The sequence below is a fragment of the Streptomyces sp. NPDC031064 genome, assembly GCF_055570965.1.
The window spans coordinates 562,147-588,625 of sequence record NZ_JBVIGF010000006.1 but is presented as its reverse complement, the minus strand read 5'-3'; the positions used below and the strand labels follow the sequence as shown (position 1 = coordinate 588,625).

24 protein-coding genes and 1 pseudogene are annotated in these 26,479 nt (G+C 74.3%); 10 read left to right on the top strand and 15 right to left on the bottom strand.

The features are described from left to right. Positions 1 to 31: 31 nt before the first annotated feature. The 4 genes from ACZ46W_RS24230 to ACZ46W_RS24215 all read right to left on the bottom strand — a co-directional run bounded on the left by ACZ46W_RS24230 (position 32) and on the right by ACZ46W_RS24215 (position 3,814). Positions 32 to 1,060: an ArsR family transcriptional regulator gene (locus tag ACZ46W_RS24230; RefSeq protein WP_468341065.1), complete on the bottom strand. Its 1,029-nt coding sequence runs from the start codon at positions 1,058 to 1,060 to the stop codon at positions 32 to 34. A gap of 51 nt (positions 1,061 to 1,111) precedes the next feature. Next, the gene (locus tag ACZ46W_RS24225; protein WP_468341062.1) at positions 1,112 to 2,341 is read right to left on the bottom strand and encodes an MFS transporter; all 1,230 of its coding nucleotides are present in this window, start codon (positions 2,339 to 2,341) and stop codon (positions 1,112 to 1,114) included. A gap of 415 nt (positions 2,342 to 2,756) precedes the next feature. Next, the gene (locus ACZ46W_RS24220) at positions 2,757 to 3,116 is read right to left on the bottom strand and encodes a DUF8129 domain-containing protein (protein ID WP_468341061.1); all 360 of its coding nucleotides are present in this window, start codon (positions 3,114 to 3,116) and stop codon (positions 2,757 to 2,759) included. 41 nt (positions 3,117 to 3,157) lie between these two features. Further along, the gene (locus ACZ46W_RS24215; RefSeq protein ID WP_468341059.1) at positions 3,158 to 3,814 is read right to left on the bottom strand and encodes an HhH-GDP family DNA glycosylase; all 657 of its coding nucleotides are present in this window, start codon (positions 3,812 to 3,814) and stop codon (positions 3,158 to 3,160) included. Positions 3,815 to 4,005: 191 nt separating this feature from the next. Here ACZ46W_RS24215 and ACZ46W_RS24210 point away from each other — a divergent pair, with 191 nt between their 5' ends. Next, the gene (locus ACZ46W_RS24210; protein WP_468341056.1) at positions 4,006 to 5,232 is read left to right on the top strand and encodes an ROK family protein; all 1,227 of its coding nucleotides are present in this window, start codon (positions 4,006 to 4,008) and stop codon (positions 5,230 to 5,232) included. 54 nt (positions 5,233 to 5,286) lie between these two features. On the opposite strand, the gene ACZ46W_RS24205 is transcribed toward ACZ46W_RS24210, so the two are convergent. After that, positions 5,287 to 5,553: a mycoredoxin gene (locus tag ACZ46W_RS24205; protein WP_468341054.1), complete on the bottom strand. Its 267-nt coding sequence runs from the start codon at positions 5,551 to 5,553 to the stop codon at positions 5,287 to 5,289. A gap of 140 nt (positions 5,554 to 5,693) precedes the next feature. Here ACZ46W_RS24205 and ACZ46W_RS24200 point away from each other — a divergent pair, with 140 nt between their 5' ends. Then, positions 5,694 to 5,960, top strand: coding sequence for an SHOCT domain-containing protein (locus ACZ46W_RS24200; protein ID WP_366126728.1), 267 nt, complete (start codon positions 5,694 to 5,696; stop codon positions 5,958 to 5,960). A gap of 26 nt (positions 5,961 to 5,986) precedes the next feature. On the opposite strand, the gene ACZ46W_RS24195 is transcribed toward ACZ46W_RS24200, so the two are convergent. After that, positions 5,987 to 6,529 carry an ATP-binding protein gene (locus ACZ46W_RS24195; protein ID WP_468341051.1) on the bottom strand — a complete coding sequence of 181 codons (543 nt, stop codon included), beginning with the start codon at positions 6,527 to 6,529 and terminating at the stop codon, positions 5,987 to 5,989. A gap of 198 nt (positions 6,530 to 6,727) precedes the next feature. Beyond that, positions 6,728 to 7,057 carry a hypothetical protein gene (locus ACZ46W_RS24190; RefSeq protein WP_468341048.1) on the bottom strand — a complete coding sequence of 110 codons (330 nt, stop codon included), beginning with the start codon at positions 7,055 to 7,057 and terminating at the stop codon, positions 6,728 to 6,730. Between the two features lie 251 nt (positions 7,058 to 7,308). Between ACZ46W_RS24190 and cds1 the strand changes: the two are divergent. Continuing rightward, a pseudogene (cds1, locus tag ACZ46W_RS24185) lies at positions 7,309 to 8,448 on the top strand (L-cysteine desulfhydrase Cds1); the annotation flags it as partial. A gap of 88 nt (positions 8,449 to 8,536) precedes the next feature. Here the strand turns inward: cds1 and ACZ46W_RS24180 are convergent. The 3 genes from ACZ46W_RS24180 to ACZ46W_RS24170 all read right to left on the bottom strand — a co-directional run bounded on the left by ACZ46W_RS24180 (position 8,537) and on the right by ACZ46W_RS24170 (position 10,787). Further along, a complete protein-coding gene (locus ACZ46W_RS24180; protein ID WP_468341045.1) occupies positions 8,537 to 9,025 on the bottom strand; it encodes an SRPBCC family protein in 489 nt (162 codons plus the stop codon). A 61-nt stretch (positions 9,026 to 9,086) separates the two neighbouring features. Beyond that, positions 9,087 to 9,533 carry an SRPBCC family protein gene (locus ACZ46W_RS24175; RefSeq protein ID WP_468341043.1) on the bottom strand — a complete coding sequence of 149 codons (447 nt, stop codon included), beginning with the start codon at positions 9,531 to 9,533 and terminating at the stop codon, positions 9,087 to 9,089. Between the two features lie 423 nt (positions 9,534 to 9,956). Continuing rightward, entirely contained in the window at positions 9,957 to 10,787 is an 831-nt protein-coding gene (locus ACZ46W_RS24170) for a DeoR/GlpR family DNA-binding transcription regulator (RefSeq protein WP_468341040.1), read from the bottom strand. A 205-nt stretch (positions 10,788 to 10,992) separates the two neighbouring features. On the opposite strand from ACZ46W_RS24170, the gene ACZ46W_RS24165 reads away from it, so the two are divergent. Next, positions 10,993 to 13,410 (top strand): hypothetical protein, encoded by a 2,418-nt coding sequence (locus ACZ46W_RS24165; protein ID WP_468341037.1) that lies wholly within the window; start codon positions 10,993 to 10,995, stop codon positions 13,408 to 13,410. On the opposite strand, the gene ACZ46W_RS24160 is transcribed toward ACZ46W_RS24165, so the two are convergent. The 5 genes from ACZ46W_RS24160 to ACZ46W_RS24140 all read right to left on the bottom strand — a co-directional run bounded on the left by ACZ46W_RS24160 (position 13,380) and on the right by ACZ46W_RS24140 (position 19,717). Further along, positions 13,380 to 15,860 carry a right-handed parallel beta-helix repeat-containing protein gene (locus ACZ46W_RS24160; RefSeq protein ID WP_468341034.1) on the bottom strand — a complete coding sequence of 827 codons (2,481 nt, stop codon included), beginning with the start codon at positions 15,858 to 15,860 and terminating at the stop codon, positions 13,380 to 13,382. The genes ACZ46W_RS24165 and ACZ46W_RS24160 overlap by 31 nt on opposite strands. Before the next feature lie 224 nt (positions 15,861 to 16,084). Next, positions 16,085 to 16,693 (bottom strand): Rv1733c family protein, encoded by a 609-nt coding sequence (locus ACZ46W_RS24155; protein WP_468341031.1) that lies wholly within the window; start codon positions 16,691 to 16,693, stop codon positions 16,085 to 16,087. Between the two features lie 77 nt (positions 16,694 to 16,770). Then, complete coding sequence (locus ACZ46W_RS24150; protein WP_468341027.1) at positions 16,771 to 17,622, bottom strand: MOSC domain-containing protein; 852 nt, start codon at positions 17,620 to 17,622, stop codon at positions 16,771 to 16,773. 41 nt (positions 17,623 to 17,663) lie between these two features. Further along, positions 17,664 to 18,137, bottom strand: a complete 474-nt coding sequence (locus ACZ46W_RS24145) for a DUF6643 family protein (protein ID WP_468341025.1) — start codon at positions 18,135 to 18,137, stop codon at positions 17,664 to 17,666. 386 nt (positions 18,138 to 18,523) lie between these two features. Further along, a complete protein-coding gene (locus ACZ46W_RS24140) occupies positions 18,524 to 19,717 on the bottom strand; it encodes a glycosyltransferase (RefSeq protein ID WP_468341022.1) in 1,194 nt (397 codons plus the stop codon). Positions 19,718 to 19,775: 58 nt separating this feature from the next. Between ACZ46W_RS24140 and ACZ46W_RS24135 the strand changes: the two genes are divergently transcribed. The 6 genes from ACZ46W_RS24135 to ACZ46W_RS24110 all read left to right on the top strand — a co-directional run bounded on the left by ACZ46W_RS24135 (position 19,776) and on the right by ACZ46W_RS24110 (position 26,433). Further along, complete coding sequence (locus tag ACZ46W_RS24135) at positions 19,776 to 20,561, top strand: glutamate racemase (protein WP_468341020.1); 786 nt, start codon at positions 19,776 to 19,778, stop codon at positions 20,559 to 20,561. Positions 20,562 to 20,609: 48 nt separating this feature from the next. Next, positions 20,610 to 21,272 carry a hypothetical protein gene (locus tag ACZ46W_RS24130; RefSeq protein WP_468341017.1) on the top strand — a complete coding sequence of 221 codons (663 nt, stop codon included), beginning with the start codon at positions 20,610 to 20,612 and terminating at the stop codon, positions 21,270 to 21,272. 182 nt (positions 21,273 to 21,454) lie between these two features. After that, positions 21,455 to 23,074 (top strand): apolipoprotein N-acyltransferase, encoded by a 1,620-nt coding sequence (gene lnt, locus ACZ46W_RS24125; protein WP_468341014.1) that lies wholly within the window; start codon positions 21,455 to 21,457, stop codon positions 23,072 to 23,074. Between the two features lie 9 nt (positions 23,075 to 23,083). Next, positions 23,084 to 23,560, top strand: coding sequence for an NUDIX hydrolase (locus ACZ46W_RS24120; RefSeq protein ID WP_468341011.1), 477 nt, complete (start codon positions 23,084 to 23,086; stop codon positions 23,558 to 23,560). A gap of 60 nt (positions 23,561 to 23,620) precedes the next feature. Further along, positions 23,621 to 24,406, top strand: coding sequence for a 3-hydroxybutyrate dehydrogenase (locus ACZ46W_RS24115; RefSeq protein WP_468341008.1), 786 nt, complete (start codon positions 23,621 to 23,623; stop codon positions 24,404 to 24,406). 74 nt (positions 24,407 to 24,480) lie between these two features. After that, on the top strand, positions 24,481 to 26,433 hold the full coding sequence (locus ACZ46W_RS24110) for a helix-turn-helix domain-containing protein (protein ID WP_468341005.1): 1,953 nt from the start codon (positions 24,481 to 24,483) through the stop codon (positions 26,431 to 26,433). The last annotated feature ends 46 nt before the right edge of the window (positions 26,434 to 26,479 follow it).

Here is a 26,479-nt window from a genome sequence, read left to right as displayed (position 1 = left end):
CGCCGCCCGTGGCCGGTGTGTCCGGATGCTGTCAGGGGGCGGCCGCCCGCCCGCCCCGCCCCCGTACCAGCAGACTTCCCAGCTCGGTGCGGCGGTGCCGGACCGCCCGTCCCGCACGGACGGTGCTGATCAGTCCCGCTGCCCGCAGCGCGGCCGCGTGGGCCGAGGCGGTGGCGTTGCTGACGCCCAGCCGCCGGGCCAGCCCACTGGTCGTGTGCTCCTCCGCGAGGAGGAACAGGGCGTCGACGCGGGTACGCCCCAGCACGCCGGCCAGCGCCTCGGCCGTACCGACCCGGTCCGTCCGTCCTGCCGGTCCTGCCGCTCCTGCCGGTCCCGTCGGTCCCGTCGGCGAGAGCGGCACGCCGGAGCCGGCCGCGTACGTCAGGAACAGGGGCCGGCCGGGCAGGTCGGCGATCAGGGGGTGGCCGTTCCAGTGGAAGGTGGGCACCAGCACCAGGCCGCGCCCGCCGAGCTCGATCACCCGGTCGCTCTCCGCCCCGAACTCCCAGACGCCCTCCTTCAGCCGGGAGCCCGGGACCAGGCCCGCAAGTGCGGCGCCGACCCCGTGTTCGGCGACGGTCAGGGCGTGGCGCGTGAACTCCGCCTGGTGCAGGTCGCGCACCAGCGGCCACACCGGCCGCAGCACCGTCTCGAACGCCGCCTGCTGTGCGCGGCGCAGCACCTGCCACGCCTCGGCGTCGCCCCGGTGCAGGTCGCGCACCCACGCCGGGGGCCGGATCGCGGTCCCCGCGTACACGCGCTCGATCTCGGTGCGCACCAACTCCGGGTGCGAGGCCCGCACCGTGTCCAGGCCGCCCCCCAGCGTGTCGCTGAACACATCGAGGAAACGGGGTGCTTGGCGCGCCGGAACCAGATCCGCGAGCGGCCGCACGGCCATCGGCAAGGCCCGGAGCAGCCGCTGTCTCCAGTGCCCGAAGAGCAACTCGTCGCCGGGGACGGTCATCCTCATCAGCGCCGCGTTCAGCTCCTGCAAGGGGGCCGGCCGGGGTGCGAGGCGCACCGCCGCGAAGTCGGCGGCCGTGAAGTGGATCCGGATCACTGTCCCCCCTGGTGCCATTGCGCCGCCGTCCCGGCGGCCGGCGGGCCCACGCTATCCGGGCCGCCCCGCCGCCGACGCGCCGCGTGCCGCGTACCCGATCAGGGCCGCGCCCGCGGCCAGCACCGCGACGGTCGTCAGCGCGACCGGCAGGGAGAACCAGTCGGCGAGGAACCCGATCGCGGGCGGCCCGAGCAGCATCCCGCCGTACCCCAGCGTGGAGGCGGCGGCCACCCCGGCGGGGCCCGCCACGGCGCCCGCCCTGGCGACGGCGACGGGGAAGATGTTCGCCAGGCCCAACCCCGTGACGGCGAAGCCGGCCAGCGCGAGCCACACCGTCGGCGCCAGGGCGCCCAGCAGCATCCCGGTGGCCGCGGTCGCCCCGCCCGCCACCAGGGTGCGGGTCTGCCCGAGCCGCTCCAGCATCGCCGTCCCCGAGAGGCGTCCGGCGGTCATGGCGAGCGCGAACAGCGAGTATCCGGCGGCCGCCACGCCCGGGTGGGCGTGCAGGTCCTGCTCCAGGTGGAGCGCCCCCCAGTCGGCCAGCGCCCCCTCTCCGTACGCCGTGCACAGGGCGATCACGCCGAAGACGGCCACCAGCCGGCGGGCCCGGCCGTCCATCCGGCCCGGCGCGCGCTCGTCGGCGGGCACCGTCTCGGGGAGGGTGGGGGCGGGGTGACGCAGGAGCACGGGCCCGGCGGCGGCCGTCAGCGCGAGGCCGGCGACCGTGAGGCCGAGGAGGTGCGTGGTGGGGGAGAGGCCACCCGCGACCAGGCCGCCGAGCCCGGCGCCGAGCATGCCGCCGAGGCTGAACGCGGCGTGGAAGCTGGGCATCACGGGGCGGCGCAGCGCGGCCACGAGGTCGACGGCGGCGCTGTTCATGGCCACATTGATGCCGCCGTACGCGGTGCCGAAGACCAGGAGGACCAGGCCGAGGGCGAGCGCCGAGTGGGTCAGCGGGGGAAGCGCGATGCTCAGGCTGAGCAGCACCGCCGAGGCGACCGTCACCGGGTGGCTGCCGAAGCGCCGGCACAGGCGGCCGGTGAGCGTCATGGTCACGACCGCGCCGGCCGATACGCCGAGGAGGGCGAGCCCGAGGTCGCTGGCGGAGGCTCCGGTCTGCTGCTTGATGGCCGGGATGCGGACCACCCAGCCGGCGAACAGGAAACCGTCGAGGGCGAAGAACAAGGTCAGGGCGGTGCGGAGGCGGGCCAGGGCGCGTGAGGCGGTGTCTCCGCCGGAGCCCCCCGGAACGGCCGTCCGTAGTTTGTTTAGGTGCGGCACAAACTCAGGATAGGGGTCGGAACCAGCGCCCATCAACCGCCCGGCACCGGCGCCGATCGGGCGGGGGCCCGGCCCTGAGGCCGGGCGCGGCGCCGTTACGCGGCTCGGCCGCCTGGCCTCCGGCACGGGGCGCCCTCGTGCGTGGGGCGCGCCGGGAGTCGGGCGCCGTCGCGCGTCGGGGCGCACGGGCTCCGTACGCTCGGTATGCGCGGGCGTGCGTGCCCGCCTGGCGCGGCGGCGCCGTTACGCGGCCGGGTGCGCCCGCCCCGCGTGGGCGGAGGTTGCGGGACCGGGCGAGCGGCCCCATGCCCCCCGGGTGGCCGTTGCGCGCGACCGGGCGAGCGGCCCGTGCGGTGGCCGTTGCGCGCGACCGGGCGAGGGGCCCGTGCGGTGGCCGTTGCGTGAACGGGCGGGCTCAGCCGCCCGTGCGGTTGCCCTTCGGCTTGCCCCGCTGGTCCGGAGTGCCGTGCGGCGGTGGGCTGCTGGGCTCCGGCGACGTGGCGGGCGAGACGGGCGAGCCGCCTTGGCCGTGACCGGCCACGTCGGCCCTGCGGGCGGCCGGGTTGCCGCCGGACAGGGGGGCTCCGGCATCCAGTTGCCGCTTCCGGGCCGTCAGGACCTGGACGACCATGGCGCGGTCGGCGTGCTCGTGCTCGTAGTGCAGCAACTGGTCGAGCTCGGGGACGCCGAGCGACCGGATGCGGTGCTCCAGCGTGCCTACGTTCAGCTCGTCGTAATCGGGCAGCGGGAGTTCGCTGCGGTCGGGGGTGGTCATCCGGATCCTCCCTTTGTCTCGTGGACCGTCTCGCCGACGCCCTATCCGTGGACGATCTCCCGGACCTCGTCGACGACGTGCTTGTCCAGCGCGGCGCGCACCAACGCGGCGGCCAGCGCGGGCAGTTCCTCCTTCCCGGTCAGTCCGGCCAGCGCCTCCGGGTCCGCCGGGAGGCCCAGCCGCTTCGCTCCGGCCAGCGTCTTGCCGTCCAGGTACGGCGCCACCTCCGGCCACACGCCCTGCGCCTCGCGCAGGAAGATGTCCGCGCCGGCCGGGCCGATCCCCGGCACCTCCTGGAGCAGGGTGCGAAGCCGCTCCACATCGCCGCCGGCCTTGTCGCGCAGCCGGCGCAGATCGCCGCCGTACGCGTCGAGGACCAGCTCCGCGGCCTTGCCGAGCTGGGTCGCGGTCCGCTCGTCGTAACGCCGGTAACCGCCCTCGCCCAGCGCGTCCACCCGCTGCTGCCAGGTGGCGTCGCGCATGTGCTTCGCGTCCCGCATCCCCGCGCCGAACAGGGCGCGGGCCGCCGCGACGGCCGTGTCGGCCCGGATGCGGGCGCTCAGCAGATGGGCCAGCACCAGGAGCTGGTACAGCGGCTGGGGGGTGTCCTTGAGGTGGATCCCGGCCTGCTCCGCGTAGGTGCGGCCCTCCTCGTCGAGCAGGGCCCGGACGGTCGTCTCTCTGTCGGGACGTGCCATGGAACCTCCCGGAACCTCTCGCGGCCCCCGGTGACCAGGGCTCCCGCCCGGTGACCGGAGCTCCCGGTGACCGGCCTCCGGCGACGGTGACCGATCTCCGGCGACCCTGCCGCCCGCAGTACCCGTCCACGACCGGCCGAAACAGCACCGCCCGGCCGGACGGGCCCCTGGATCATGGGAGACTCGCCACCATGAACGGCAAGGCGACCACGACCCGATCACGGCTGGACAGAGGCCGCAGCGCGCTCGGACCCGCGCTGGAACTGGTGCACACCGGACGCGCCCCCACCCGCGCCGTCCTCACCGCCGAACTCGGCGTCACCCGTGCCACCGCCGGAGCCGTCGCCGCCGAACTGGAGGCCCTCGGCCTCATCCGCGTCGACTCCCGCCCCGGTGCCGCCGCCGGCTCCCAGGGCCGGCCGTCCCACCGGCTCATCGTCGACGAGAACGGACCCGTGGCGCTGGCCGCCCAGATCCACGCCGACGGCTTCCGCGCCGCCCTCGTCGGCCTCGGCGGCCGCATCGTGGCCACCGCGCCCGGCTGCGTGACCGTGTCCGAGGACCCGGCCCAGGTCCTGGCGGCCGTCGTCGGGGCGGGCGCCGACCTGCTGCGCGAGAGCGGGCGCCGCTGCGTGGGCGCCGGGCTGGCGGTCCCCTCCGCCGTCGCCGAACCGGAGGGCACCGCCCTCAACCCGCTCCACGTCGCCTGGCCCGCCGGGGCGCCCGTGCGCGACATCTTCGCCGACCTGGTCCGGGCGGCCGGCATCGACGGCCCCGCCTTCACCGGCAATGACGTGAACCTCGCCGCCCTCGCCGAGCACCGGCACGGCGCCGGGCGCGGCGCGCAGCACCTGCTGTGCGTCGCCACCGGGCACCGCGGCGTCGGCGGCGCCCTCGTACTGGACGGGCGCCTGCACACCGGCAGCTCCGGCCTCGCCCTGGAGGTCGGCCACCTCACCGTGAACCCGGAGGGCCGTCCCTGCTACTGCGGCAGCCGCGGCTGCCTCGACGTCGAGGCCGACCCGCTGGCCTTCCTCATGGCCGTCGGCCGCGAGCCCGGACCCGAGGTCTCCCTGCTCCAGCAGTGCCGCGACCTGCTTCGCGACCACGCCGACGACCCCGGCGTGCGCGTCGCCACCGAGGAGCTCATCGACCGCCTCGGGCTGGGCCTGGCCGGTCTGGTCAACATCCTCAACCCCGACCGCATCATCCTCGGTGGCCTCCACCGCGAACTGCTCGCCGCCGACCCCGAGCGGCTGCGCGCCGTGGTCGCCGACCGCAGCCTGTGGGGCCGCAGCGGCGGCGTACCGATCCTCGGCTGCACCCTGGACCACAACAGCCTCGCCGGCGCCGCCGAACTCGCCTGGCAACCGGTCCTCGACGACCCCCTCGCCGCCCTCGGCCGCCCCGCCGCGTAACGCCGCCCCGGCCCGGCGAAGCCCACCCCGCCGGGCGGCGGCTGAGGGGCGGGCTCACAACAAGTGCGGGGCGTGCGTCCTCACCGCCTTCAGCAGCCGCCGCAGCGACGGGTTCACCAACGCCGTTCCGCCCACGCTCACGGTCGGCACGGTCTCGTTGCCGTCGGCGACCGAGCGGACGAAAGCCGCCGCCTCCCGGTCCTTCCAGATGTTCACCTCGGTGTACCGAAGTCCCGTGAAGCGCAGTTGGAGGCGCAGCTTCATGCAGTACGGGCAGCCGGGCCGCCAGTAGACGACGACACCCTCGCGCTCCTCGCCCATGACCTTCCCCCTCCGTCACCGCCAGAGCGTACTCCCGTCGTCGTACGCGCGGTGCCGCTGCCCGTACGACGACGGGGGCGGCCCCGTCCGGTCAGTCTCGGAGGTACGAGACGACCCATCGCACCGAGGAGCTGACCGAGATGACCACCCTCGCCCACGACGGACCCGGCCCCTGGATCCTCTTCTTCCCGCTGTTCTGGGCGGCGGTGATCTTCACCGTCGTCACCCTGCTGCGCCGCGCCCCGTGGCACCGCCGCCGCCACCACCGGGGCGCTCCCGACGAGCAGTCACCGATCGCTCTCCTCGGCCACCGCTTCGCGGCCGGTGAGATCGACGAGGACGAGTACTGGCGCCGGCTCTCCGTCCTGGAGGAGCAGTTCGGCCGCCCCGCCCCCGGCAAGGGGTGAACGGCCGACGCAGGCCCCCCGCCCGGTCAGCCCGCCACGGCCGGCCGGGCGGCGGCCCGTTCGCGGACCGCGTCCGCCGCGTCCGCCGTGTCCCCGAAGGGCACCGCGCCCGTGAACGGACCGCTGGTGGCGGCCCCGTACACCGGAAGGGGCGGTATCGGCATGGGTGTGGTCGACGGCGCCGGAAGGGTGAACCACACGACCTTCCCGGACTCGCCCTGCGGCCGGGCGCCCCAACTCTCGCTGACCGCCTCTATCAGGGCCAGACCGCGGCCCGAAGTGGCCAGCGGGTCGGAGGGGTTGACCGTGGGGAGGCGGGGGTCGTGGTCGTGGACCGAGACCGTGAGCCGGTCGAGCAGCAGCTCGATCTCGACGGTGCACATCTTGTCCGGCTCGGCGTGCCGGTGAACATTCGTCAGGAGCTCGGTGACACCGAGCGCGGCCTTCTCGATCAGACAATCGAGATTCCAGTAGCGCAATTGCGCTGAAACGATTCTGCGGACCTGACCGATCCGCGACGGCAGGGCTTGGAGCTCTACCGTGCACTGCCTGCTTGCCTGGCTGATCACGGCTGCGACTCCCCGAAATAGGTCCGGAAGAAGACGGAGATCGGATCCAGTAGTTGGCTGGCTGTTGGTCCGGCGGGCTGGATCGCAGCGTCACCGCCGGTGCACCCTGGGTAGTGATGTCAGTCCAGCGTGGACCAAGGGTGACCGCTTCGCAACTCGCGGCGACCGGTTACCCGTGGGTCCCTGCTGTCACTTCCGTCAGTCCCCGCCGCCGCCCGCCCGGCGCACGGCCTCCAGTAGGCGGCCGGCCGGCGCCGTCCCCGCCGCACCGTGGCTCCTCCGGCCGCGCTGCCCCATGGTCAGCCGGTACCGGGTGCCGTTGAGCGTCGCCACCATGGCGTCCTCGCGCCCCGCGAACCAGGGCCTGCTCGCCCTGACCGCCCGTACCGGCGCGCTGTCGATCACCCGTCCGTAGCTGGTGAGGAGCGCCAGCCTGCCGTCCTTGATCAGGACCTCGCCCGCCCGGGTCAGCGAACGCGGCCACCGTTCGATCCGTACGCCGGTGGCGCTGAAATCGGCCTCGGCCATGTCGTACCCAGCCCCCTTCGCGCAGGTTTATCCGGCCAGTCTGCACAAGTACGCGCCCGTACACCAGGGCGCGTGGGTGGATGCGCCCCCTGCGCCCCTTGCGACGCGAGGGGGCGCGTGGGGGCGCCCCGGCGTCCCCGCGTGAGCGCTCTGCAAGCGTTCCCTATGGGCCATCAAAGTCATCGTTTGTGCAGGTGAGCGCGGTATGTTCGGGATGGGGCAGCAGGGGAGAGAACGATGAGGAGTGGCGCGTGAGCACCGTTGAGCAAGCAGGACGACCAGGGCCCGCCGACCCGGCCGTGACCATCGACGTGGACCGCAGCGATCCCGCCTACCGGGAGTGGCTGAAAGAAGCCGTACGCAAGGTCCAGGCGGACGCCAACCGGTCCGCCGACACCCACCTCCTGCGCTTCCCGCTGCCCGAACGGTGGGGCATCGACCTCTACCTCAAGGACGAGTCGACCCACCCGACCGGCAGCCTCAAGCACCGCCTGGCGCGCTCGCTCTTCCTCTATGGGCTGTGCAACGGCTGGATCCGTCCCGGAAAGCCCGTCATCGAGGCGTCCAGCGGCTCCACCGCCGTCTCCGAGGCGTACTTCGCGAGCCTCATCGGCGTCCCGTTCATCGCCGTCATGCCGCGCACCACCAGTCCGGAGAAGATCCGGCTCATCGAATTCCACGGCGGGCGGTGCCACTTCGTCGACGACTCGCGCAAGATGTACGAGGAGTCCGCCGCCCTCGCCGCCACCACCGGCGGCCACTACATGGACCAGTTCACATACGCGGAGCGGGCCACCGACTGGCGCGGCAACAACAACATCGCCGAGTCGATCTACCAGCAGTTGCGGCTGGAGCGCTATCCGGAACCGGCCTGGATCGTCGCCACCGCCGGTACGGGCGGCACCTCCGCGACCATCGCCCGCTACGTCCACTACATGATGTACGACACCCGCATCTGCGTCCCCGACCCCGAGAACTCCTGCTTCTTCGAGGGCTGGACCACCGGCAACGCGGACGCCTCCAGCGACTGCGGCTCGCGCATCGAGGGCATCGGCAGGCCCCGGATGGAGCCCAGCTTCGTCCCCGGCGCGATCGACCGGATGATGAAGGTGCCCGACGCGGCGAGCGTGGCCGCCGTACGCGCCCTGGAGAACGCCATCGGGCGCAAGGCGGGCGGCTCGACGGGGACCGGCCTGTGGAGCGCGCTGAAGATCGTCGCCGAGATGGTGGCGGACGGCCGCACCGGCAGCGTCGTCACCCTGATCTGCGACCCGGGCGACCGCTACCTCGACAAGTACTACTCCGACGAGTGGCTCGCCGAACAGGGCCTGGACATCGCCCCGTACAGCGCGGCCATCGACGAGTTCGTCGGCAGCGGCGTGTGGCCGGACCCGCCCGCCACGCCCGCCACGCCCGTCCGGCCCGGTACGCCCGGTAGGCCCGGCCCGAGCGGCGGGGCCGCGCGCGACTGACGAAACGTTACGGTGCCGGGGACGAGGTGAGTCTTCGGTCGAGGTTGCGCATCGCGTCCCGGAACGAGCGGCCCACCCCGGACCGGGCCAGCCGCATCACCAGCCGGAACGGTACGGCGCCCTCGGCCGCCATCGTCCACCGCACCCGGGTGCCGGACCCGTGCGGCGCCGGGCTCAGCAGCCACTCCTCCATCAGGGCCCGCACGCCGGGGGCGTTGGTCTCCTCCACCCGGTAGGCGTACCGCTCGGCGGCGTCCGTCACCAGTATCCGTTCCTGGAAGACCACCCCGCCGCGCAGCCGTATCTCCCGGCCGGCACCGCCGGCGGTCGGCCGGGCGGCCGCGATGGCGGGGAACCACGAAGGGCTGTCCGCGACCTCCTCGGCGAGCGCCCGGTACACCGCCGAGGGCGGCGCGGCGACTTCCGTGTCGAAGACCAGACGCAGGGGCGCGGACTCGAGGAAGTCGAGCCCGACAGGGCGCAGTCGGCGTGCCATGGGACCGTACCTCCAGCATATGAGGGGGGTGCCAGGGCCCCACACCATAGCTGCCGACCCGTCAGTTGTCCGCCAGAAGACCGGACAAGGCCCGCCCGAAGACCCAACGGCCCGCCCGCGCGAGGACCGGATCGCCCCATCGCGGCAGCCCCCGCAGGCGCAGCTCCTCCGTCCACGTCACCCGGGCCGCCCCCGGAGCCGTCTCCCGCACCTCGATCTCGGCCCACCCGGTGACCACCCGGCCCCGCTTCTCCAGCCGGCACACGCCCGCGGCCCCGCCACCCGGCGCGGGCGGCTCCCAGCGGACCACCTCCATCGGGTCGTCGAACCCGACCGGCCCGATTCCGGTGCGCATGGTGAACCGGCTCCCCACGCGCGCGTGCCCCGCGCTCACCGCCCTGGCCCGGGTCAGCGGCACCAGCGCCGCATGGGCCTGCCAGTCGGTGAGCCGCCGCCACGCCTCGGCGGCGGACATCGGCGCACCGCGGACGATCCTGAACAGAGCCATGCCCCGATCGTATGCGCGCCGGACGGTCCCGCTGGTGGCCTGGGCGACCGCCGAACCAGTCCCCGGGCCGGACTCGCGCACACCGCCGCCGACGCACCAGGCCGACGCATCAGGCCGACGCACCAGGCCGGCCCGCCTCACGCCGCACCCCCGTGCCGCGCCCGTCAGGGCACAGCCCCGCGCCGCGCCCCGGGAGGGCACCGCCCCGCGCCGTAGCGCCCGCCCCCGCGCCCCGTAACGCTCGCCTGCCGGCGCGCCGTAACACGCCCGCGCCGTAACACGCCGTCGCCGCACCGTCCCGCCACAGCGGGCCCTGCCGCACCGTCCCCTGCCGCACCGCCCCGCCGCACCGTCCCGCCACAGCGGGCCCCGCCGCACCGCCCCGCCGCAGCGGGCCCTGCCGCGCGTGCCGGACGTGGGGCGTCAGGCCGCGTCCTCCTCGCCCGCCACGACCAGACCCGGCAGGTGCTCGGCCATCTCGGCGCGGGACTCGTCGGAGAGGCCGCCGTCCGTCACCAGAGTGTCGATCTGGTCCAGTCGGGCGAAGGAACTCAGGCCCACCACACCCCACTTGGTGTGGTCCGCCACGACGACGACGCGCCGCGCCGAGCGGATGAAGCGGCGGTTGGTCTCCGCCTCCGCCAGGTTCGGGGTCGACAGACCGGCCTCCACCGAGATGCCGTGCACCCCGAGGAACAGCACGTCGAAGTGGAGCGAGCGGATCGCCTGGTCCGCCACCGGACCGACCAGCGAATCCGAGGGCGTCCGCACCCCGCCCGTCAGCACCACCGTCGCCGCGCCCGGGCGCGGGGCGCCGCCCGAGCCGGTGCGCTGCGCCGTGTGGAACACATCGGCGACCCGTACCGAGTTGGTCACCACCGTCAGGTCCGGCACCTCCAGCAGGTGCTGGGCCAACGCGTACGTCGTCGTACCGCCCGACAGGGCGATCGCGCTGCCCGGCGCGGCCATCGCTGCGGCCGCCCGCGCGATGGCCTCCTTGGCGCCCTGCTCCAGCGAGGACTTCGCCTCGAACCCCGGCTCATGGGTGCTCGCCTCGACCAGCGGCACCGCGCCACCGTGGACCTTCTCGATGACGCCCTGCCGCGCCAGCGCGTCCAGGTCCCGCCGGACGGTCATGTCGGAGACGTTGAGTTTGCGGGTGAGCTCGTTGACCCGCACCCCGCCGCGCCGCCTCACCTCGTCAAGGATCAAGGCGCGCCGCTGCTCCGCGAGGAGGTTCTGGTTGTCGCTCACCGCAGGGGCCGGTCCTTCCATGTCGTCACCACCGCTGGCCAAGGCTCATCATCCTGCCACGGGTCCGGAGACAACAGACCGGGGAGATTCGGTGAGAACCCTGCCACGGACCGCCATGTTCGACGATTCTTGACAATGCCCGGTCACAACCGGTCATGCCACACCCCGCAACCCTGCCCGCCCGCCTTGAGAGGGAGCCACCCACGTGCCCCCTGCCACCCCGGAGCCAACCCGCCCCGGCGCCGCGCTGGAACTGCTCGTCCACGGCGTCGGCGGTACGACGCCCGAGCTCATGCTCGACGATCCCCGTACCGTACGGGTGACCGGCGACGAGACGGCGGCGATCTACCGGCGTACCGTCGACCAGCACGCCGAGGAGGAACCGGAGCGGTTCGCCGACGGACGGCCCGTCCCGGAGGCGTACTGCTGGTGCAACCTCACCTCCGGCAACGGCGCCCGTGCGTTATGGCTGCTGCTCCTGCCGTTCATGGTCGCCAACCTCGCCCACTGGATGCGCCCGCCCGCCGAACGGCAGGCCACCACCGTCCGGCTGTACGGCGTGCTGGTGCGGCTCGTCGCCCTGACCCTGACCGTGCTGCTCACGGCAGCCGCCTGTGAGGTCGCCCTGGACCTCACGGCCTGGCAGTGCGCCGGGTCCACCCGCTGCGCCGAGGAGCGGTCCTGGCTCGGCTTCATGTCGGCCGCCGAGGGCGGCTGGTGGTCCCAGCCCGGCCGCCGGCTCGCGCTCGCCGCCCTCGTCCCGGCCGCTCTGGTGGGGCTCCTGTGGTACCTGTCCAACCGCACCTGGAGCGCGTACGAGGCCCAGCGGCCGCCCCGCGGCGAGATGGACGGGGACGGCGTACCCGCCGGGCAGCCCAGGCCCGCCCTCGGCCGCCCCGGCTTCTGGTACGGCCGCCGCCTCGTCGCCCGGCTGCGCGCCGCGCACACCGCCGCCGGGTTCCTCACCGTCGCCGCCGCGGTCGGCGGCGCGGCGGCACGGTACGACCGGCAGGCGGCCGGCCCCGCCCGCGAGGTGCTCGGCTGGACGCTGGAGGGCGCCCTGCTCATCGGCGGGGTCGTCGTGACGTGGGTGGTGTGCCGCCGGGGCCGCAGCGAGAAGCGGCTCGACAACCGGCTCGACCGCGCCGTGGTCACCTGGCTGCCGGCCGCCTCCATCGCCCTGCTCGTCCTCGCGGTGCTGTACGCCGCCTGGTCCCGCCCCGGCTGGCGCTCGGCCGGCACCCTCCCCGGGGACGTCACGTTCAGCGTGATCGCCCTGTCCCAGGGCGCCCTCGTCCTCGCCCTCGCCGTGGTGGCGCTGCGGCTGTACCGCCGCGCCCCCCACACCCGTACCGTCCTGCGCGGGCTCGGCGGCCCCGCCGTCGCCATGCTGGCCTGCGCGCTCGGCGGCGTCATGAGCGGCGGCGTCGCGCAGCGGGTCGCCGACTGGCTCGACGGCCCGGCCACGCCCGGCACCGGCGACAACCCCATCGGCCCGCCCGTGCTGCTGAGCTGGCAGGCATCCGTCATCCCCGTCCTGCTGCTCCTGCTGCTCGTCCCGGCCGTCGTCCTCGGCATCCGCACCGCGCTCACCGCCCGCCGCCTGGCGCCCGTCGTGGAGGCCGAGTACGAGGGCGAGAAGCCCGATCCCGTCCGCACCCGGCGCATCGCCGCCACGCGCGCGCGTGCCGCCCTCACCGACGCGGCGCCCGGCGTCGCCGGCATCGTCGCGGCCGCCACCCTCCTGCTGGGCGCCGCCGCGCTCGTCGGGGCGTGGGTGAGTGAAACGGTGCCGGGCAAGGCCTTCGAGGGCCGGCACCCGTTCGTCGAGAGCGCGGCCGAGGCGGCGCAGGCGCTCGGGTCCTGGCTGATCGGCTTCGGCTTCATACTGTTCGTCACCTGGGGCCGCCGCGCCTACAAGGACGCCTCCGCACGCCGCACCATCGGCATCCTCTGGGACGTCGGTACGTTCTGGCCGCGCGCCGCCCACCCGTTCGCCCCGCCCTGCTACGCGGAGCGGGCCGTGCCGGACCTCGCCTGGCGCATGTCGTCCTGGACCGGCCGTACGGGCGGCCGCCTGGTCATCTCGGGCCACTCGCAGGGCAGCGTACTGGCCGCCGCCGCCGTCTGGCAGCTCCCGGCCGCCACCCGGCGCCGCGTCGCGCTGCTCACCTACGGCTCGCCCCTGGAACGGCTGTACGGGCGGTGGTTCCCCGCCTACTTCGGGCCCCGCCCCCTGGCCGCCCTCCACCGGGAGGTGCACTGCTGGCGCAACCTGTGGCGGCGCACCGACCCCATAGGCGGGCCGGTGAACGTCCCCGCCGAAGGGGACAAGCCGGAGGTCGACCACAAGGCGCTGCGCGACCCGGTCGTCTACGGCCGCACCCATGAGCACCCGCTGCCCGAACCGATCCTGGGCCACGGCGACTACCAGGCCGACCCGGTGTTCGCCAAGGAACGCACCGTACTGCTCGACCGGCTGCCGCCCGCCCTGCCGCTCCCGGACCCGCTGCCGGACCCGGCGCAGGCCCCAGTTCAGGCCCCGGTGCCGGTTCCCGAGCAGCGGACCCAGGAGGGCGCACCGGACGGGGCTCAGGGCAGTTCGGGCAGGTCCTCGGGGTAGAGGAGGGTGAGGTCGTCGGTGCTCATCTCGGTGAGCCCGGCGACCCGGCCCGCGTGCCGCTCGACCATCGACTCGAACGTCTGGCGGGCGGTGCGGCCGTTGCCGAACGCGGGCCCCTTCGGCAGCTCCGTGAAGTACTTCAGCAGCGCCTCGGCCGTCCCCTCGGCGAGCCGGTACTCGTGCTCCTCCGCCTGCTGCTCCACGATCCGCAGCAGCTCGCCGGGCACGTAGTCGTTGAAGGTGATCTTCCGTGAGAAACGGGACGCCACACCAGGGTTGACGGTCAGGAACCGCTCCATCTCGGCCGTGTACCCGGCCACGATCACCACGACCGCCTCCCGGTGGTCCTCCATCAGCTTCACCAGCGTGTCGATCGCCTCACGCCCGAAGTCCCGCCCCGAGTCCTCGGGCGACAGGGCGTACGCCTCGTCGATGAACAGCACCCCGCCGCGCGCCCGGTCGAACGCCTCCTGGGTGCGGATCGCCGTGGAGCCGATGTGCTCGCCGACCAGGTCCACGCGCGACACCTCGACGAGATGGCCGCGCTCCAGCACGCCCAGGGCCGCGAGGATCTCGCCGTACAGGCGGGCGACGGTCGTCTTGCCGGTGCCGGGGGACCCGGTGAAGACCAGATGGCGGCGGACGGACGCGGCCTTGAGCCCCGCCTCCTGGCGCCGGCGGCCGACCTCGATCATGTTGGTGAGGGTGCGCACCTCACGCTTGACGCTGTCGAGACCCACCAGGGCGTCGAGTTCGCCCAGGACGTCCTCGGCACTGCGCACGGACGGCCCGGCGGGCGGCTCCGGTATGGCGGTGGTCGGAGCCGGTACCTGGGGCGTGCTCCGGGACGGCGCCATGGACGGGGCCTGGGGAGGGACGGGGGCCGGTGCCTGGGGCGGGACGGCGGAGGGCACCGTACCAAGCAGCCCGCCGACCGACCGGGTCGCGGCCAGGACGGTGGTCTCGGCCCGGGCGGTGAGGACCCCGCTCTCGTCGCCGGTGCAGTCCTCGACGACGGGCCCCTCCTCTCCGAACTCGTATCCACCGCGTGCACACCGCTCCGTACGGCACCGCCTCAGCGTCGTGCGGCAGTTGTCCATGACGTGGAAGCCGTACCCCCCGCTGCCCGTCACCCGGCAGCCGTGGAACGTGCCGCGGCCCTCCGCCGAGACGTAGAACCCGGCCTCGGCGGGGGAGGTGACCGTGCACCGCTCGATCGCCGGATCGGCGCCCTTGGTGACGATGACACCGGTCTGTACGGAGTCGATGGTGCAGCCGCTCAGGGTGCCGCCGCTGCCGTGGTCGCGGAACCAGGCCCCGGTGGACGCCTCCCGGATGCGGCAGTCGTCGAGCTGGGCGGTGGCGCCGTCGCTGACCGACACCGCCGTGTTCCGCACCTGGGAGAGGTCACTGTCCACCACGTCGGCGCGCGAGCCCCGGTCGAGGACGAACAGCGCGTCGGGTACGTCGTGGACGCGGCACGAGTCGAGGACCGCCGTCGCGCCATCGCTGACCCAGACCGCCGGATAGTCGCCCGTACTGTCGTGGATCTCGCACTGGTTGGCGTCCACACGCGTGCCCGGGTCCCACACCGACAGCCCGTTGCGGCCGAACCGCCGCACCGTCGAACGGGTCAGCGTCAGCACCGAACGGGACCGCAGGTCGACCGCGTTCTCCGGGATGTCGTGGATGTCGCAGTCGGAGAGGGTCAGCACCGCGTCCGTGTCGAGGGTGACCCCGTCGGCCGTCGTGCGGTGCACCGACGAGTCGGTGAGGTGGGCCGCCGCGCGGCCGGTGACCTGGACGCCGCTGCCCTTGATCTCGTACACCTCGCAGCCGATCGCCTCCAGGCCGCTGCCCTCGCCGGTCACGGACAGCCCCGCGCCCGAGGCGTGGTGGATCCGGCACCGCTCCAGGCGGGGGTGCGCGCCCCCGCGCACGGAGACGCCCGACTGCCCCGCCGAGACCACCTCGCACTCCTCGAACACACCGCCCGCGCCGTCCAGTACGCCGATACCGACGCCCGCCGGATTGTCGACCGTGCAGCGCCGCACGGTGGGCCGCGCCGCGCCCCGCACCTCCACGCCGGCCGCCGAGCGGGTCACGATCCGCAGGTCCAGCAGCTCGGGCGTGCCGTCCTCGATGAGCAGCGCGGGCGCCGAGGTGTCCTGGCCCTCCACGTGCAGGTCCTGCACGGTCGCCGAGGCGCGCACGGTCAGCGGCACCCCGTCGGCCGGGGCGATCCGCACCGGGCCGACCGCGCCCTCCGTGCCCCGCAGGGTGACGGCGCGCCGGAGGACCAGGTTCTCCCGGTACGTCCCCGGGGAGATGGTCAGGACATCGCCGTCACCGGCGGCCTCCAGGGCCGCGGCGAGGGAGGCGTACTCGCCCGTGCGGCGCCGCCACCGCGATGTGCCGGTGTGCGTCACCTGGACCGTGCCCTGTGCCATGGTGCTGCTCTGCCCCCACCTCGTGCCTCGCGCGTCTTCCCGGACGATCGCACCACCGTAGCGCGCGCGGAGCCGACGAGTTGACCGGTCGGCCCACCCCGGACGGTCGGCCCGCCTGGGAGTGGTCGCCCCGCCTGGGAGTGGTCGCCTGCCCCGGGTCGTCAGCCTGCCCCGGCCCGTCGGCCTGCCCCGGCCCGTCGGACGTCCCAGTCGGCGAGGGCCCGTCAGCTTCCCGCGCCCGTCCTGCCCCAGTCCGGTCCGGCCTGCGCCCATGCCCGGTCCAGTCGGGCGTACCGCCGTCGCACCAACTGCCATACGACGACTCGCCTGGCGCCTTCGACGAGCCCGGCCGCCAGCAGCGAGGTGCCGATGCCGGCGAGCACGGCCTGGTCGTGGGCGGTCTCCTCGGTCATGGGGCGGTCGACCAGCAGGCCCTTGCCATCGGTCCAGACGCGAAACGTGTCGCCCGGGTCGGCGTTGTCCCGTGCGGTGGTCAGCGCCCCGGTGTGCACCGTGCCGTCCGGCCCCGTCCACCGGGCGATCACCGCGCGGCGTATCTGCTGCTGGGTGGCAGCCTCGGGGTCGCGCGCGGTCGTCCGGGCACTCTCGTCGCGGCCGAGCACATGGGCCGTGACGAGGTGCCGCTGCTCCTGCTGGAGCCGCGCCTCCTGCTGGAGCGAGGTGTTGGTCAGCGCGCCGCAGATCCAGCCGGCGACCGGAGCGGCGACGCACATCAGCAGCAGGGCGGCGAACGCCACCCATGCCTCGGCGAGATCGGTGGCCCGGCGCAGGGGATTGTGCCGCCAGCGCCAGAGTCCGACGACCGCACGCACAGGCCCGCACCCCCTTCCGTGTCCGTCATGCCCGTCAACGCGTCTGCCGGACTCCCGGGTTCCCGTGAAGGCACGGCCTATGCGACGGAGGAGGGCGGGACGTGCCGGCCGAGGATCTCCACCGGGTCGCCGACCCGGAGCGTGCCCGGGTGTTCGGGCACCAGATTCTGCCCGAAGATCATCTTCTTGCCGATGAGGCGGTGCCGCGCCAGGGTGCGCAACGGTTCCCTGCCGCGGCGTGCGGTCCGCTGGTCGGTGGTCGTCACGACGCAGCGCGCGCACGGCTTGGCGACGCGGAAGGCGACCTCGCCGATCGCGATCCGGGTCCAGTGGTCCTCGTCCCAGGGGGCGGTGCCCTCGACGACCACGGTGGGCCGGAAGCGGTCCATGGGCAGCGGGCCCTCGTCCGGGTGATCGCCCCGGGCGATGAGGGAGTTCAGGGCGTCCAGTGAGGAGACGGACGTGACGAGCAGGGGGTAGCCGTCGGCGAAGTTGACGGTCTCCCCGGGCAGCGCGAACTCCGGGTCGATGGGGCGGCGGCGCGCCGGGTCGTCGAGGTGCACCAGCCGTACGTCCTGGCCCAGGTAGGCGCTGAACCACTCGTCCGCGGCGGGCCCGGCCGGCACCGCCTCGACCTTCGACAGGAACAGCTCGGCCGGGACGGTCGCCGACGGCTCCGGTACGGCGACGGTCAGCGGCTCCAGCCCCGGTGCGGACACCCGGATGCCGCCGCCGGGCACGTTCTCGGCGAAGGCCAACGCCAGCCTGGGCTGCTGGCGTTGGGTGACCACCTTCGCCGCGGCGTCGATGAGCATCCAGCGGCGGTCCCCGGCGAGACCCCAGGGCTCGACCGCCGCCTCGACGGGCGAGGCCCCCCGGAGGGACTTGACCGGGCGGACGTGCAGCGAGCGGAGGGCAGGAGTCGGCATGGCCTCATCCTGCCAGCACGCGTGGCGTCCGACCGGGCGATTCAGTACCCCCCGCCCTGGTAGGGGCGGTTGTACGGGTCGTCGTACGGGGAGGGCCCGGGCGCCGCGACGGGACGGGGCGCCGCCGGGCGCATCGCCTCGTACCCGGTGGGCACCGGCCGCGACTGGTGGTGGGGCTGCGGGCCCGGATAGCCGCCGCGCGCGGCGGTCGGCTGCTGCGGGATGTACGGCGCGGGCATGTGCTGCAGCGGGGCGGGCTGCGGAGCTGCCTGCTGGGGATAGCCGTACGACCCGCCGCCATAGGACGGCATGGGCTGGGAGGGAGCCGCCGGAAGGGCGGGGAGAGCCGCGGGGAGCGCCGGCAGGTAGGAGTTGCCGGTGTCGTACGCGGGGGGCACTCGGATCGGCGCGATCTGAGGCGTGCCCCGTTCCGCGACGAGAGAGTCGTAGATCGGGGTGTCCGGGAACGACGGCGCGTTGTAGTACGCGCCGCCGTAGGAACGGGGGGAGGTCATGGCACATAAGTTAAGCCCACGATGTGCTGGTTGGGGAGGCTGATAAGCAGGTTGTTTTACGCGGTGTGAGTGGCCGCCGATCGCCAATACGAGCGAACCCGGGAAAAACGGTCACCGTCCGTGTAAAGGCCAGGCTGATGGGGGGTTACCGGCAGGTCGCCCGAGCCCGTCGAAGCCCCCGGCAAGGTGGCCCATACATAAATCCCCGGCGGCTCGGCGGCGGGTACTGGTCAGCATGTCCATGCTTAATGAAGGTCAATGTTCCACCGGGCGTGCGCGGTCTTCACGCCCCATCAACATCGAATTGGCCCGGCGTAACTCCGCGTGCCCGGAAAAGTGCGCTGCGGCGCCGGTGTCCTCTTCGCGGCAGCCGCCCTGACGCCCCGTCACCTGTCCGGCGCGACCTCGGGGCGAGGATAGGTGCGGCCCTTCCAGGCGGCCCCCCGTCCCCGGTGGTGCCGCACCGCCGAATCGACCGTCATGCACAGATAGAGGGACGCCGTGAACGGCAGCAGGAGCGCCCGCCACGGCGACTGCCGGTAGTAGCGGAGCATCGGCACGTACGTCCCCGTCATCACGGCCCACGCCGCCCCGCCCAGCAGACCGGCCGCCGTGTCGCCCGCGAGCAGCCCCGCGCCCACGGCGGCCGGCGGCGCCAGGTACACCACCCCCAGCCCCACCACCGTCCCGGCCAGCAGCACCGGGTTGTGCCACAACTGGGCGTACGCGCTGCGCGTCACCATCCGCCACAGGTCCGCCAGCCGGGGATACGGACGGATGCTGTCCACCCGGTCGGCGAGCCCCAGCCAGATGCGGCCGCCGGCCCGCTGGACCGCCCGCGCCAGCGACACGTCGTCGATCACCGCCTGACGGATCACCTCCGGAACGCGCGCCCGCACGGCCACCTCCGTACGCAGCAGCACGCACCCGCCCGCCGCGGCCGCCGTCCGCGCACCCGGCCTGTTGACCCGGCGGAACGGATACAGCTTGGCGAAGAAGTACACGAACGCGGGAACGACCAGCCGCTCCCACCCCGTCGCCACCCGCAACCGCGCCATCTGCGAGACCAGGTCGAGGCCGTTCGCCGTGGCCGCCGCGACCAGCTCGCGCAGACTGTCCGGTTCATGGGCGATGTCGGCGTCCGTCAGCAGCAGGTACTCCGGTCCGCCGCAGCCGTCCTCCGCGCCACGCGCGCGTGCCCGGGCGATCCCGTGCCGCAGTGCCCACAGCTTCCCGGTCCAGCCGGGCTCCGGCGCGCCGGGCGACACCACCGTCAGCGCCGGCCCCTCGTACCGTACGGCCAGCGCGCGCGCCAGATCCCCCGTGCCGTCCGTGCTGCCGTCGTCCACCAGGAAGATCTCCAGCGGCCCCGGATAGTCCTGCGCCAGCAGCGACGGCAGGCTCAGCGGCAGCACCTCGGCCTCGTCCCTGGCCGGCACCACCACGGCGACGGACGGCCACCGGTCCGGTTCCGCGAGGCGCGGCAGACGCTGATCGGTCCGCCAGAAGAAGCCCTGCCCGAGCAGCAGCCACGCCCAGGCGGCCACCGACCCCAGGGCGATCCACGCAATGGTGCTCATTCGCCGCAGTCTGCCCCACAACGCCGGGAGCGCAAGGGTCGTCGGCTAGGGTGATCGGGTGAAGATCGCGCTTATGGACTCCGGAATCGGCCTGCTGGCGGCGGCCGCCGCGGTACGCCGGCTGCGGCCGGACGCGGCTCTCGTCCTCTCCTCCGACCCCGACGGGATGCCCTGGGGGCCCCGTACGGCCGAGGACCTCACCACGCGCGCCCTCGCCGTGGCCCGCGCGGCGGCCGCGCACCGCCCGGACGCGCTCATCGTGGCCTGCAACACCGCCTCCGTCCACGCCCTGCCGACGCTCCGCGCCGAGCTGGAGCCCGCGATCCCGGTCATCGGGACCGTCCCGGCGATCAAGCCGGCTGCGGCAGGCGGCGGGCCCGTCGCCATCTGGGCCACCCCCCTCACCACGGGCAGCCCCTACCAGCGCGGCCTCATCCGCGACTTCGCCGGCTCCGTCGAGGTCACCGAGGTGCCCTGCCCGGGCCTCGCCGACGCCGTCCAGTACGCCGACGAGGACGCCATCGACCGGGCCATCGCCGCGGCCGCCGCGCTCACGCCCTCCGATGTAAGGGCCGTCGTCCTGGGCTGCACCCATTACGAACTGGTCGCCGAACGCATCCGGGCGGCCGTCCAGCCCGCCGGCCGGCCCCCCGTGGTGCTGTACGGCTCGGCCGACGCGGTCGCCGCCCAGGCGCTGCGCCGTATCGGCGCGCTGCCCGAGCCCGCCGCGACACCCGGCACCGGCCTGACCGTGCTGCTCAGCGGCCGCACCGCCGAGCTCCCGGAGGCTGCCCTCACGTACGCGGAAGGCCGCCTGCTGGGCGAGGCCGCGCCGACGCACTGACGCCCGCACGCGGGGCCTTGATTGCGGAACGTGAGTACGCTGCTACTCATGAGGGACCACTCCCGCGACGAGCGACCTCCCGCAGACCCGGTGCCCGACGTCTGGACCGGGCGGGCCACCAATCGCGTCCAGTGGGTGCTCGCGGCCGCAGGCGCCGCCTGCGTGGCCCTCGGTGTCGGGCTCGCCGTCGAAACGACGTGGACCTCCGGCACCGCCGCGCTGCTCATGGCGGTGGTCGGCTGCGTCACGGCGGGGCTGCTGGTCCTCTTCGGGACGCTCGCCTTCGTCCACGTCGAGATCACGGTCGACCGCCACGCCCTCGACGTGCGCTGCGGTCACATGGGCGTGCCGCGCCGGCGCATCCCGCTCGACACCGTGGTGGACGCCGAATTCGCGCCCTCGGTCACCCCGCGCCAGTGGGGCGGCTGGGGCTACCGCTGGCTGCCCGAGAAGGGCACGGCGGTCGTGGTGCGCCGGGGCGAGGGCCTCATTCTCACCCTGGGCGACGGGCGCAGCTTCACGGTCACCGTGGACGACGCGGAAGCGGCCGTCCGCGTCATCCGCCACCGCCTCCGCCTGCGGCGGCCCACCCCCGCCAAGGGGGAGTGGACCCTCACGGACGCCCCGGGCGGCGCCCCTCTCACGGGCGGCCCCGACGGCCCCGGCCCGCACCGTCCGGACCCCACGGCCGACCCCGCACCCGGCCGCTGACGCCACCCGACCCTGCACCCGGCCGCTGACGTCACCCCCGCCGGACGATCCCGTCGTCCGGAAGGCTCCTGGGGAAGTTCCTTCGGAAGGCTCCTCCGGAAGGCTCCCCCGGGAGGCGTCGCGCGCCCGGGGCCACCGGCCGCCCTCCCGTTCGTACAGGAGATCGCCGTAGACTCCGGCACGTGAGCGCCACCATGACCGCCGTCGATGTTCCCCCTCCCGCCCCCGAGAAGCGGCGGGTCCGGTTGCCGGGGTGGTTGGCGCGGTGGGTCCGGCCGGCGGCCGCGGTGCTGTCCGGAGCACTGCTCTTCCTGAGCTTCCCGCCCCGCCCCCTGTGGTGGCTCGCCGTGCCCGGCTTCGCGCTGCTCGGGTGGACGCTGCGGGGGCGGCGGCTGCGGGCGGGCTTCGGGCTCGGTTATCTCGCCGGGCTCGGCTTCCTCCTGCCCCTCCTCGTGTGGACGGGCGAGGAGGTCGGGGCGGGGCCGTGGCTGGCGTTGGTCGCCGCCGAGTCGCTCTTCGTCGGGGCCGCGTGCCTCCTCGTCACCGCCGTCTCACGCCTCCCCGCCTGGCCGGTGTTCGCCGCCGCCGCATGGATCGTGGGCGAGGCGGCACGCGCGCGTGTCCCCTTCGGCGGGTTCCCCTGGGGCAAGATCGCCTTCGGCCAGGCGGACGGCCTGTTCCTGCCCCTCGCCGCCGTGGGCGGCACCCCCGTGCTCGGCTTCGCCGTCGCCCTGTGCGGCTTCGGCCTGTACGAGACGGTACGCGTCCTCCGTACGTACAGGGCGACCGGCGCCCTCCCGCGCCGCCCCCTCGCCGCGGCGGCGCTCTCCGTCTTCGTCCCGGTCACGGCCGCCCTCGCCGCCCAGCCGCTCGTCTCCGACGCCGCGGAGGACGGCACCGCCACCGTCGCCGCCATCCAGGGCAACGTGCCGCGCCTGGGCCTGGACTTCAACGAGCAGCGCCGCGCCGTCCTCGACAACCACGCCCGCCGCACCGAGCAGCTCGCCGCCGACGTCGCGGCGGGCAAGGCGCCCAAGCCGGACTTCGTCCTGTGGCCGGAGAACTCCTCCGACCTCGACCCCTACCGCAACGGCGACGCCCGGTTCGTCATCGACGAGGCGGTCAGGGCCATCGGCGTACCGACCGTCATCGGCGCCGTCCTGACGCCCGAGACCGGAACCCTCCGCAACACCCTGATCCAGTGGGACCCGCGGCGCGGCCCCGTCGCGACGTACGACAAGCGGCACGTCCAGCCGTTCGGCGAGTACATCCCGATGCGCTCGTTCGTACGGATCTTCAACAAGAACGTCGACCGGGTCAGCCGCGACTTCGGACCCGGCAGCGAGGTGGGCGTCTTCGACCTCGCCGGCACGAAGGTCGGGCTGGCCACCTGCTACGAGGCGGCCTTCGACTGGGCGGTCCGCGACACCGTCACGCACGGCGCCCGGCTCATCTCCGTACCGAGCAACAACGCCACCTTCGGGCGCAGCGAGATGACCTACCAGCAGCTCGCCATGTCGCGGGTGCGGGCCGTCGAGCACAGCCGTTCCGTCGTCGTCCCCGTCACCAGCGGTGTCAGCGCGATCATCCGGCCGGACGGGTCCATCGTCCGGGAGTCCCGGATGTTCACGCCCGACGCCCTGGTGGCGGAGGTCCCGCTGCGCTCCTCGCTGACACCCGCGACCCGCATGGGCACGCTGCCCGAGGCGGCCCTCGTGGCCCTGGCCACCGCCGGCCTGGGCTGGGCGGCCTACGGTGCCGCCGTCCGCCGGCGCACCCGGCGGGGGGCCGCCACGGCCTAGGGTCGGGGCATGGCAACTCCTGACTTCATCCGGGCCGTGCGGGCCAGTGCCGGGCACCAACTGCTCTTCCTCCCGGGCGTCACCGCCGTCGTCTTCGACGACGAGGGCAGGCTCCTGCTGGTCAGACGCGCCGACAACGGCAGGTGGTCGCTCGTCGGGGGCATTCCGGAGCCGGGGGAGCAGCCGGCCGTGGGCGCCGTGCGGGAGGTGTACGAGGAGACGGCCGTGGAGTGCGTCGCCGAACGCGTGGTCCTCGTGGAGACGCTGCCGACGGTCACGTACGACAACGGCGACCAGTGCCAGTACGTGGACATCTGCTTCCGCTGCCGGGCCGTCGGCGGGGAGGCGCGCGTCAACGACGACGAGTCGCTGGAGGTGGGGTGGTTCCCGCTGGACGCGCTCCCGCCGCTGCGTGAGGGTGAACTGTTCCGGATCAAGCAGGCCCTCACCGACGGCCCCACATGGTTCTCCACCACGGCTGAATAAGGCGAAGTGTGGGTCCGGGCCACATCGGTCGTGGGCGCCATGCTCCCTAGGGTGCGGAACATGACCGCACCCCACACCGTCACCTCCCTCGACCTCGGCGGCCGGACCGCCCTCGTCACCGGCGCGGCGAGCGGCATCGGCCGCGCCTGCGCGCTGCGGCTCGCGGCCGCCGGGGCGAAGGTCCGGGCCGTCGACCGGGACGCCCGGGGCCTGGACGCCCTGACCCGGACGGCGCCCGCGACGGCCGGGGCGGTCGAACCCCACGTCCTGGACCTCACCGACCTCGACGCCGCCGGGGAACTGGCGGCGGGCACCGACATCCTCGTCAACAACGCCGGTCTGCAACTGGTCCGCCCCATCGAGGAGTTCCCCCCGGACGTCTTCCACACCGTGCTCACCGTCATGCTGGAGGCCCCCTTCCGGCTGATCAGAGGCGCGCTGCCGCACATGTACGCGCAAGGATGGGGCCGGATCGTGAACCTCTCCTCCGTACACGGGCTGCGCGCCTCCGCCTACAAGTCCGCCTATGTGGCCGCCAAACACGGCCTGGAGGGCTTGTCCAAGACCGCCGCCCTCGAAGGCGCACCGCACGGCGTCACCTCCAACTGCGTCAACCCCGGCTACGTACGCACCCCCCTGGTCGAAGCACAGCTCGCGGACCAGGCGGAGGCCCACGGCATCCCGCCCGAGCGGGTCCTGACCGACGTCCTGCTCAAGGACTCCGCGCTCAAGCGGCTCGTCGAACCCGAAGAGGTCGCCGAGGCCGTCGCCTACCTCTGCTCCCCGCACGCCTCCTTCATCACCGGCACCTCCGTCGTCCTCGACGGCGGCTGGACCGCGCACTGAGCCGGCCACGGCGCACTCCGCGAGTTGTCCACAGGGCTGGTGCGACCACCCGTACGGCAGGTATCCCTGTGACCATGTCCGAAGAACAGCTCCGCACGCCGGAGCCCAGCGCCGACCCGGCCGCCTACCTGGGGCTTCTCGCGCGCGGGGCGGCCGTCGAGGCGTACGACCGGCCCGTGCTGCTCGCCCGTGCGAGCGGCGCCGGGCCCGAGGCGCTCGCCGCGCTCGACCACGCCAAGCAGCTCGCGCTGCGCGTCCGCGCCGAGCTGGAGGGGCGCCGCCGCCGCGAGGCCGAGCTGTCCGCGCTGTTCGAGACGGCCCACGACCTGGCCGGGCTGCGCGACCTGGACGCGGTGCTGCGCGCGATCGTGCAGCGCGCCCGGTCGCTGCTGGGCACGGAGGTCGCCTACCTGAGCCTCAACGACCCGGCCGCCGGTGACACCTACATGCGGGTCACCGAGGGCTCGGTGTCGGCGCGCTTCCAGCAGCTCCGCCTCGGGATGGGGGAAGGACTCGGCGGCCTCGTCGCCCAGACCGCCCGGCCGTACGTGACGGAGAGCTACTTCGACGACGAGCGGTTCCGGCACACGCGCGCCATCGACTCCGGCGTACGGGACGAGGGCCTGGTGGCCATCCTGGGCGTGCCGCTCATGCTCGGCAGCCAGGTGATCGGCGTGCTCTTCGCCGCCGACCGCCGCGCCCGGGTATTCGAGCGGGAACAGGTCGCGCTGCTCGGCTCGTTCGCCGCGCACGCGGCCGTCGCCATCGACACCGCCAACCTGCTGGCCGAGACCCGGTCGGCGCTGGCCGAGCTGGAGCGGGCCAACGGCATCATCCGCGCCCACAGCGGAGTCATCGAGCGCGCCTCGGAGGTGCACGACCGGCTGACCGAGCTGGTCCTGCGCGGCGGCGGCGTCCACGACGTGGCGGCGGCCGTGTCCGAAGTCCTGGACGGCTCGGTGGAGTTCACCGAGGGCCCGCTGCCCAGCGAGTGCGTCGACGGCCACGCGACCCGCCGCGGCGACGAATGGGTGGCGGCCGTGTCGGCGGGCGGCGAGGTCCTCGGCGCGCTCGTGCTCCACGGCCACCCGGACCTCGATCCGGTCGACCAGCGGACCCTGGAGCGCGCCGCGATGGTCACCTCCCTGCTGCTCCTCGCCCGCCGCTCAGCAGGGGAGGCCGAACAGCGGGTACGGGGCGAACTGCTGGACGACCTGCTGGACGCGCCCGAGCGGGACCGGCGGCTGCTCAAGGAGCGCGCCGCCCGGCTCCGCGCCGACTTCGACGCCCCGCACGTGGTGCTGGCGGCCCGCATCGACCGACCGGACGCGCCCGCCGACCCGTACGCCGACCGGCACACCGATCCGCACGCCGATCCGCACGCCACCGAGCGGGACGGGGCCGACCGGCAGCGCCTCTGGTCCGCCGCCTCGCACCTGGCGGCCACCCGCCACGGCCTCGCCTCCGCACGCGACGGCGGCACCGTGCTGCTGCTGCCGCTGGGGCCGGGCGACACCGCCGCCGACCTGGCCCGCCAGGCGGCCAAGCACCTCGGCGGCGCCCTGCGCGAGCCGGTCACCGTCGGGGCCTCCTCCCCGGTCGACGCGCCCGCCGCCCACCCGGGCGCCATAGCCCCCGCGTACGCCGAGGCCCGCCGCTGCCTGGACGCGCTTCGTCTGCTCGGCCGCTCCGGCGAGGGCGCGGCGGCCCCCGACCTGGGCTTCCTGGGCCTGCTGCTGGCCGACACCCGGGACATCACCGGCTTCGTGACCCGCACGATCGGCGACGTCATCGCCTACGACCGGAGCCGTGGCACCGAGCTGGTCCGCACGCTCGACGCGTACTTCGCCAGCGGAATGAGCCCGGTCCGTACGAAGGACGAACTGCACGTCCACGTCAACACGGTGGCGCAGCGACTGGAACGCATAGGCCGGCTCCTCGGCCCCGACTGGCAGTCCCCGCCCCGGGCCCTGGAGATCCAGCTCGCCCTGCGCCTCCACTCCATGTCGGCCGCCGTCACACGCTGAAACGGCCGGTCGCCCCGCGCGGGGCGACCGGCCGTTCCGTTCCGGG

Excerpts from the sequence above, each read along its gene's own strand:
- ACZ46W_RS24220 (WP_468341061.1), bottom strand. The coding sequence starts at position 3,116 with ATGACCACCCCCGACCGCAGCGAACTCCCGCTGCCCGATTACGACGAG.
- ACZ46W_RS24215 (WP_468341059.1), bottom strand. The coding sequence starts at position 3,814 with ATGGCACGTCCCGACAGAGAGACGACCGTCCGGGCCCTGCTCGACGAG.
- ACZ46W_RS24210 (WP_468341056.1), top strand. The coding sequence starts at position 4,006 with ATGAACGGCAAGGCGACCACGACCCGATCACGGCTGGACAGAGGCCGC.
- ACZ46W_RS24205 (WP_468341054.1), bottom strand. The coding sequence starts at position 5,553 with ATGGGCGAGGAGCGCGAGGGTGTCGTCGTCTACTGGCGGCCCGGCTGC.
- ACZ46W_RS24200 (WP_366126728.1), top strand. The coding sequence starts at position 5,694 with ATGACCACCCTCGCCCACGACGGACCCGGCCCCTGGATCCTCTTCTTC.
- ACZ46W_RS24190 (WP_468341048.1), bottom strand. The coding sequence starts at position 7,057 with ATGGCCGAGGCCGATTTCAGCGCCACCGGCGTACGGATCGAACGGTGG.
- ACZ46W_RS24180 (WP_468341045.1), bottom strand. The coding sequence starts at position 9,025 with ATGGCACGCCGACTGCGCCCTGTCGGGCTCGACTTCCTCGAGTCCGCG.
- ACZ46W_RS24175 (WP_468341043.1), bottom strand. The coding sequence starts at position 9,533 with ATGGCTCTGTTCAGGATCGTCCGCGGTGCGCCGATGTCCGCCGCCGAG.
- ACZ46W_RS24160 (WP_468341034.1), bottom strand. The coding sequence starts at position 15,860 with ATGGCACAGGGCACGGTCCAGGTGACGCACACCGGCACATCGCGGTGG.
- ACZ46W_RS24150 (WP_468341027.1), bottom strand. The coding sequence starts at position 17,622 with ATGCCGACTCCTGCCCTCCGCTCGCTGCACGTCCGCCCGGTCAAGTCC.
- ACZ46W_RS24145 (WP_468341025.1), bottom strand. The coding sequence starts at position 18,137 with ATGACCTCCCCCCGTTCCTACGGCGGCGCGTACTACAACGCGCCGTCG.
- ACZ46W_RS24140 (WP_468341022.1), bottom strand. The coding sequence starts at position 19,717 with ATGAGCACCATTGCGTGGATCGCCCTGGGGTCGGTGGCCGCCTGGGCG.
- ACZ46W_RS24130 (WP_468341017.1), top strand. The coding sequence starts at position 20,610 with ATGAGGGACCACTCCCGCGACGAGCGACCTCCCGCAGACCCGGTGCCC.
- ACZ46W_RS24120 (WP_468341011.1), top strand. The coding sequence starts at position 23,084 with ATGGCAACTCCTGACTTCATCCGGGCCGTGCGGGCCAGTGCCGGGCAC.
- ACZ46W_RS24115 (WP_468341008.1), top strand. The coding sequence starts at position 23,621 with ATGACCGCACCCCACACCGTCACCTCCCTCGACCTCGGCGGCCGGACC.
- ACZ46W_RS24110 (WP_468341005.1), top strand. The coding sequence starts at position 24,481 with ATGTCCGAAGAACAGCTCCGCACGCCGGAGCCCAGCGCCGACCCGGCC.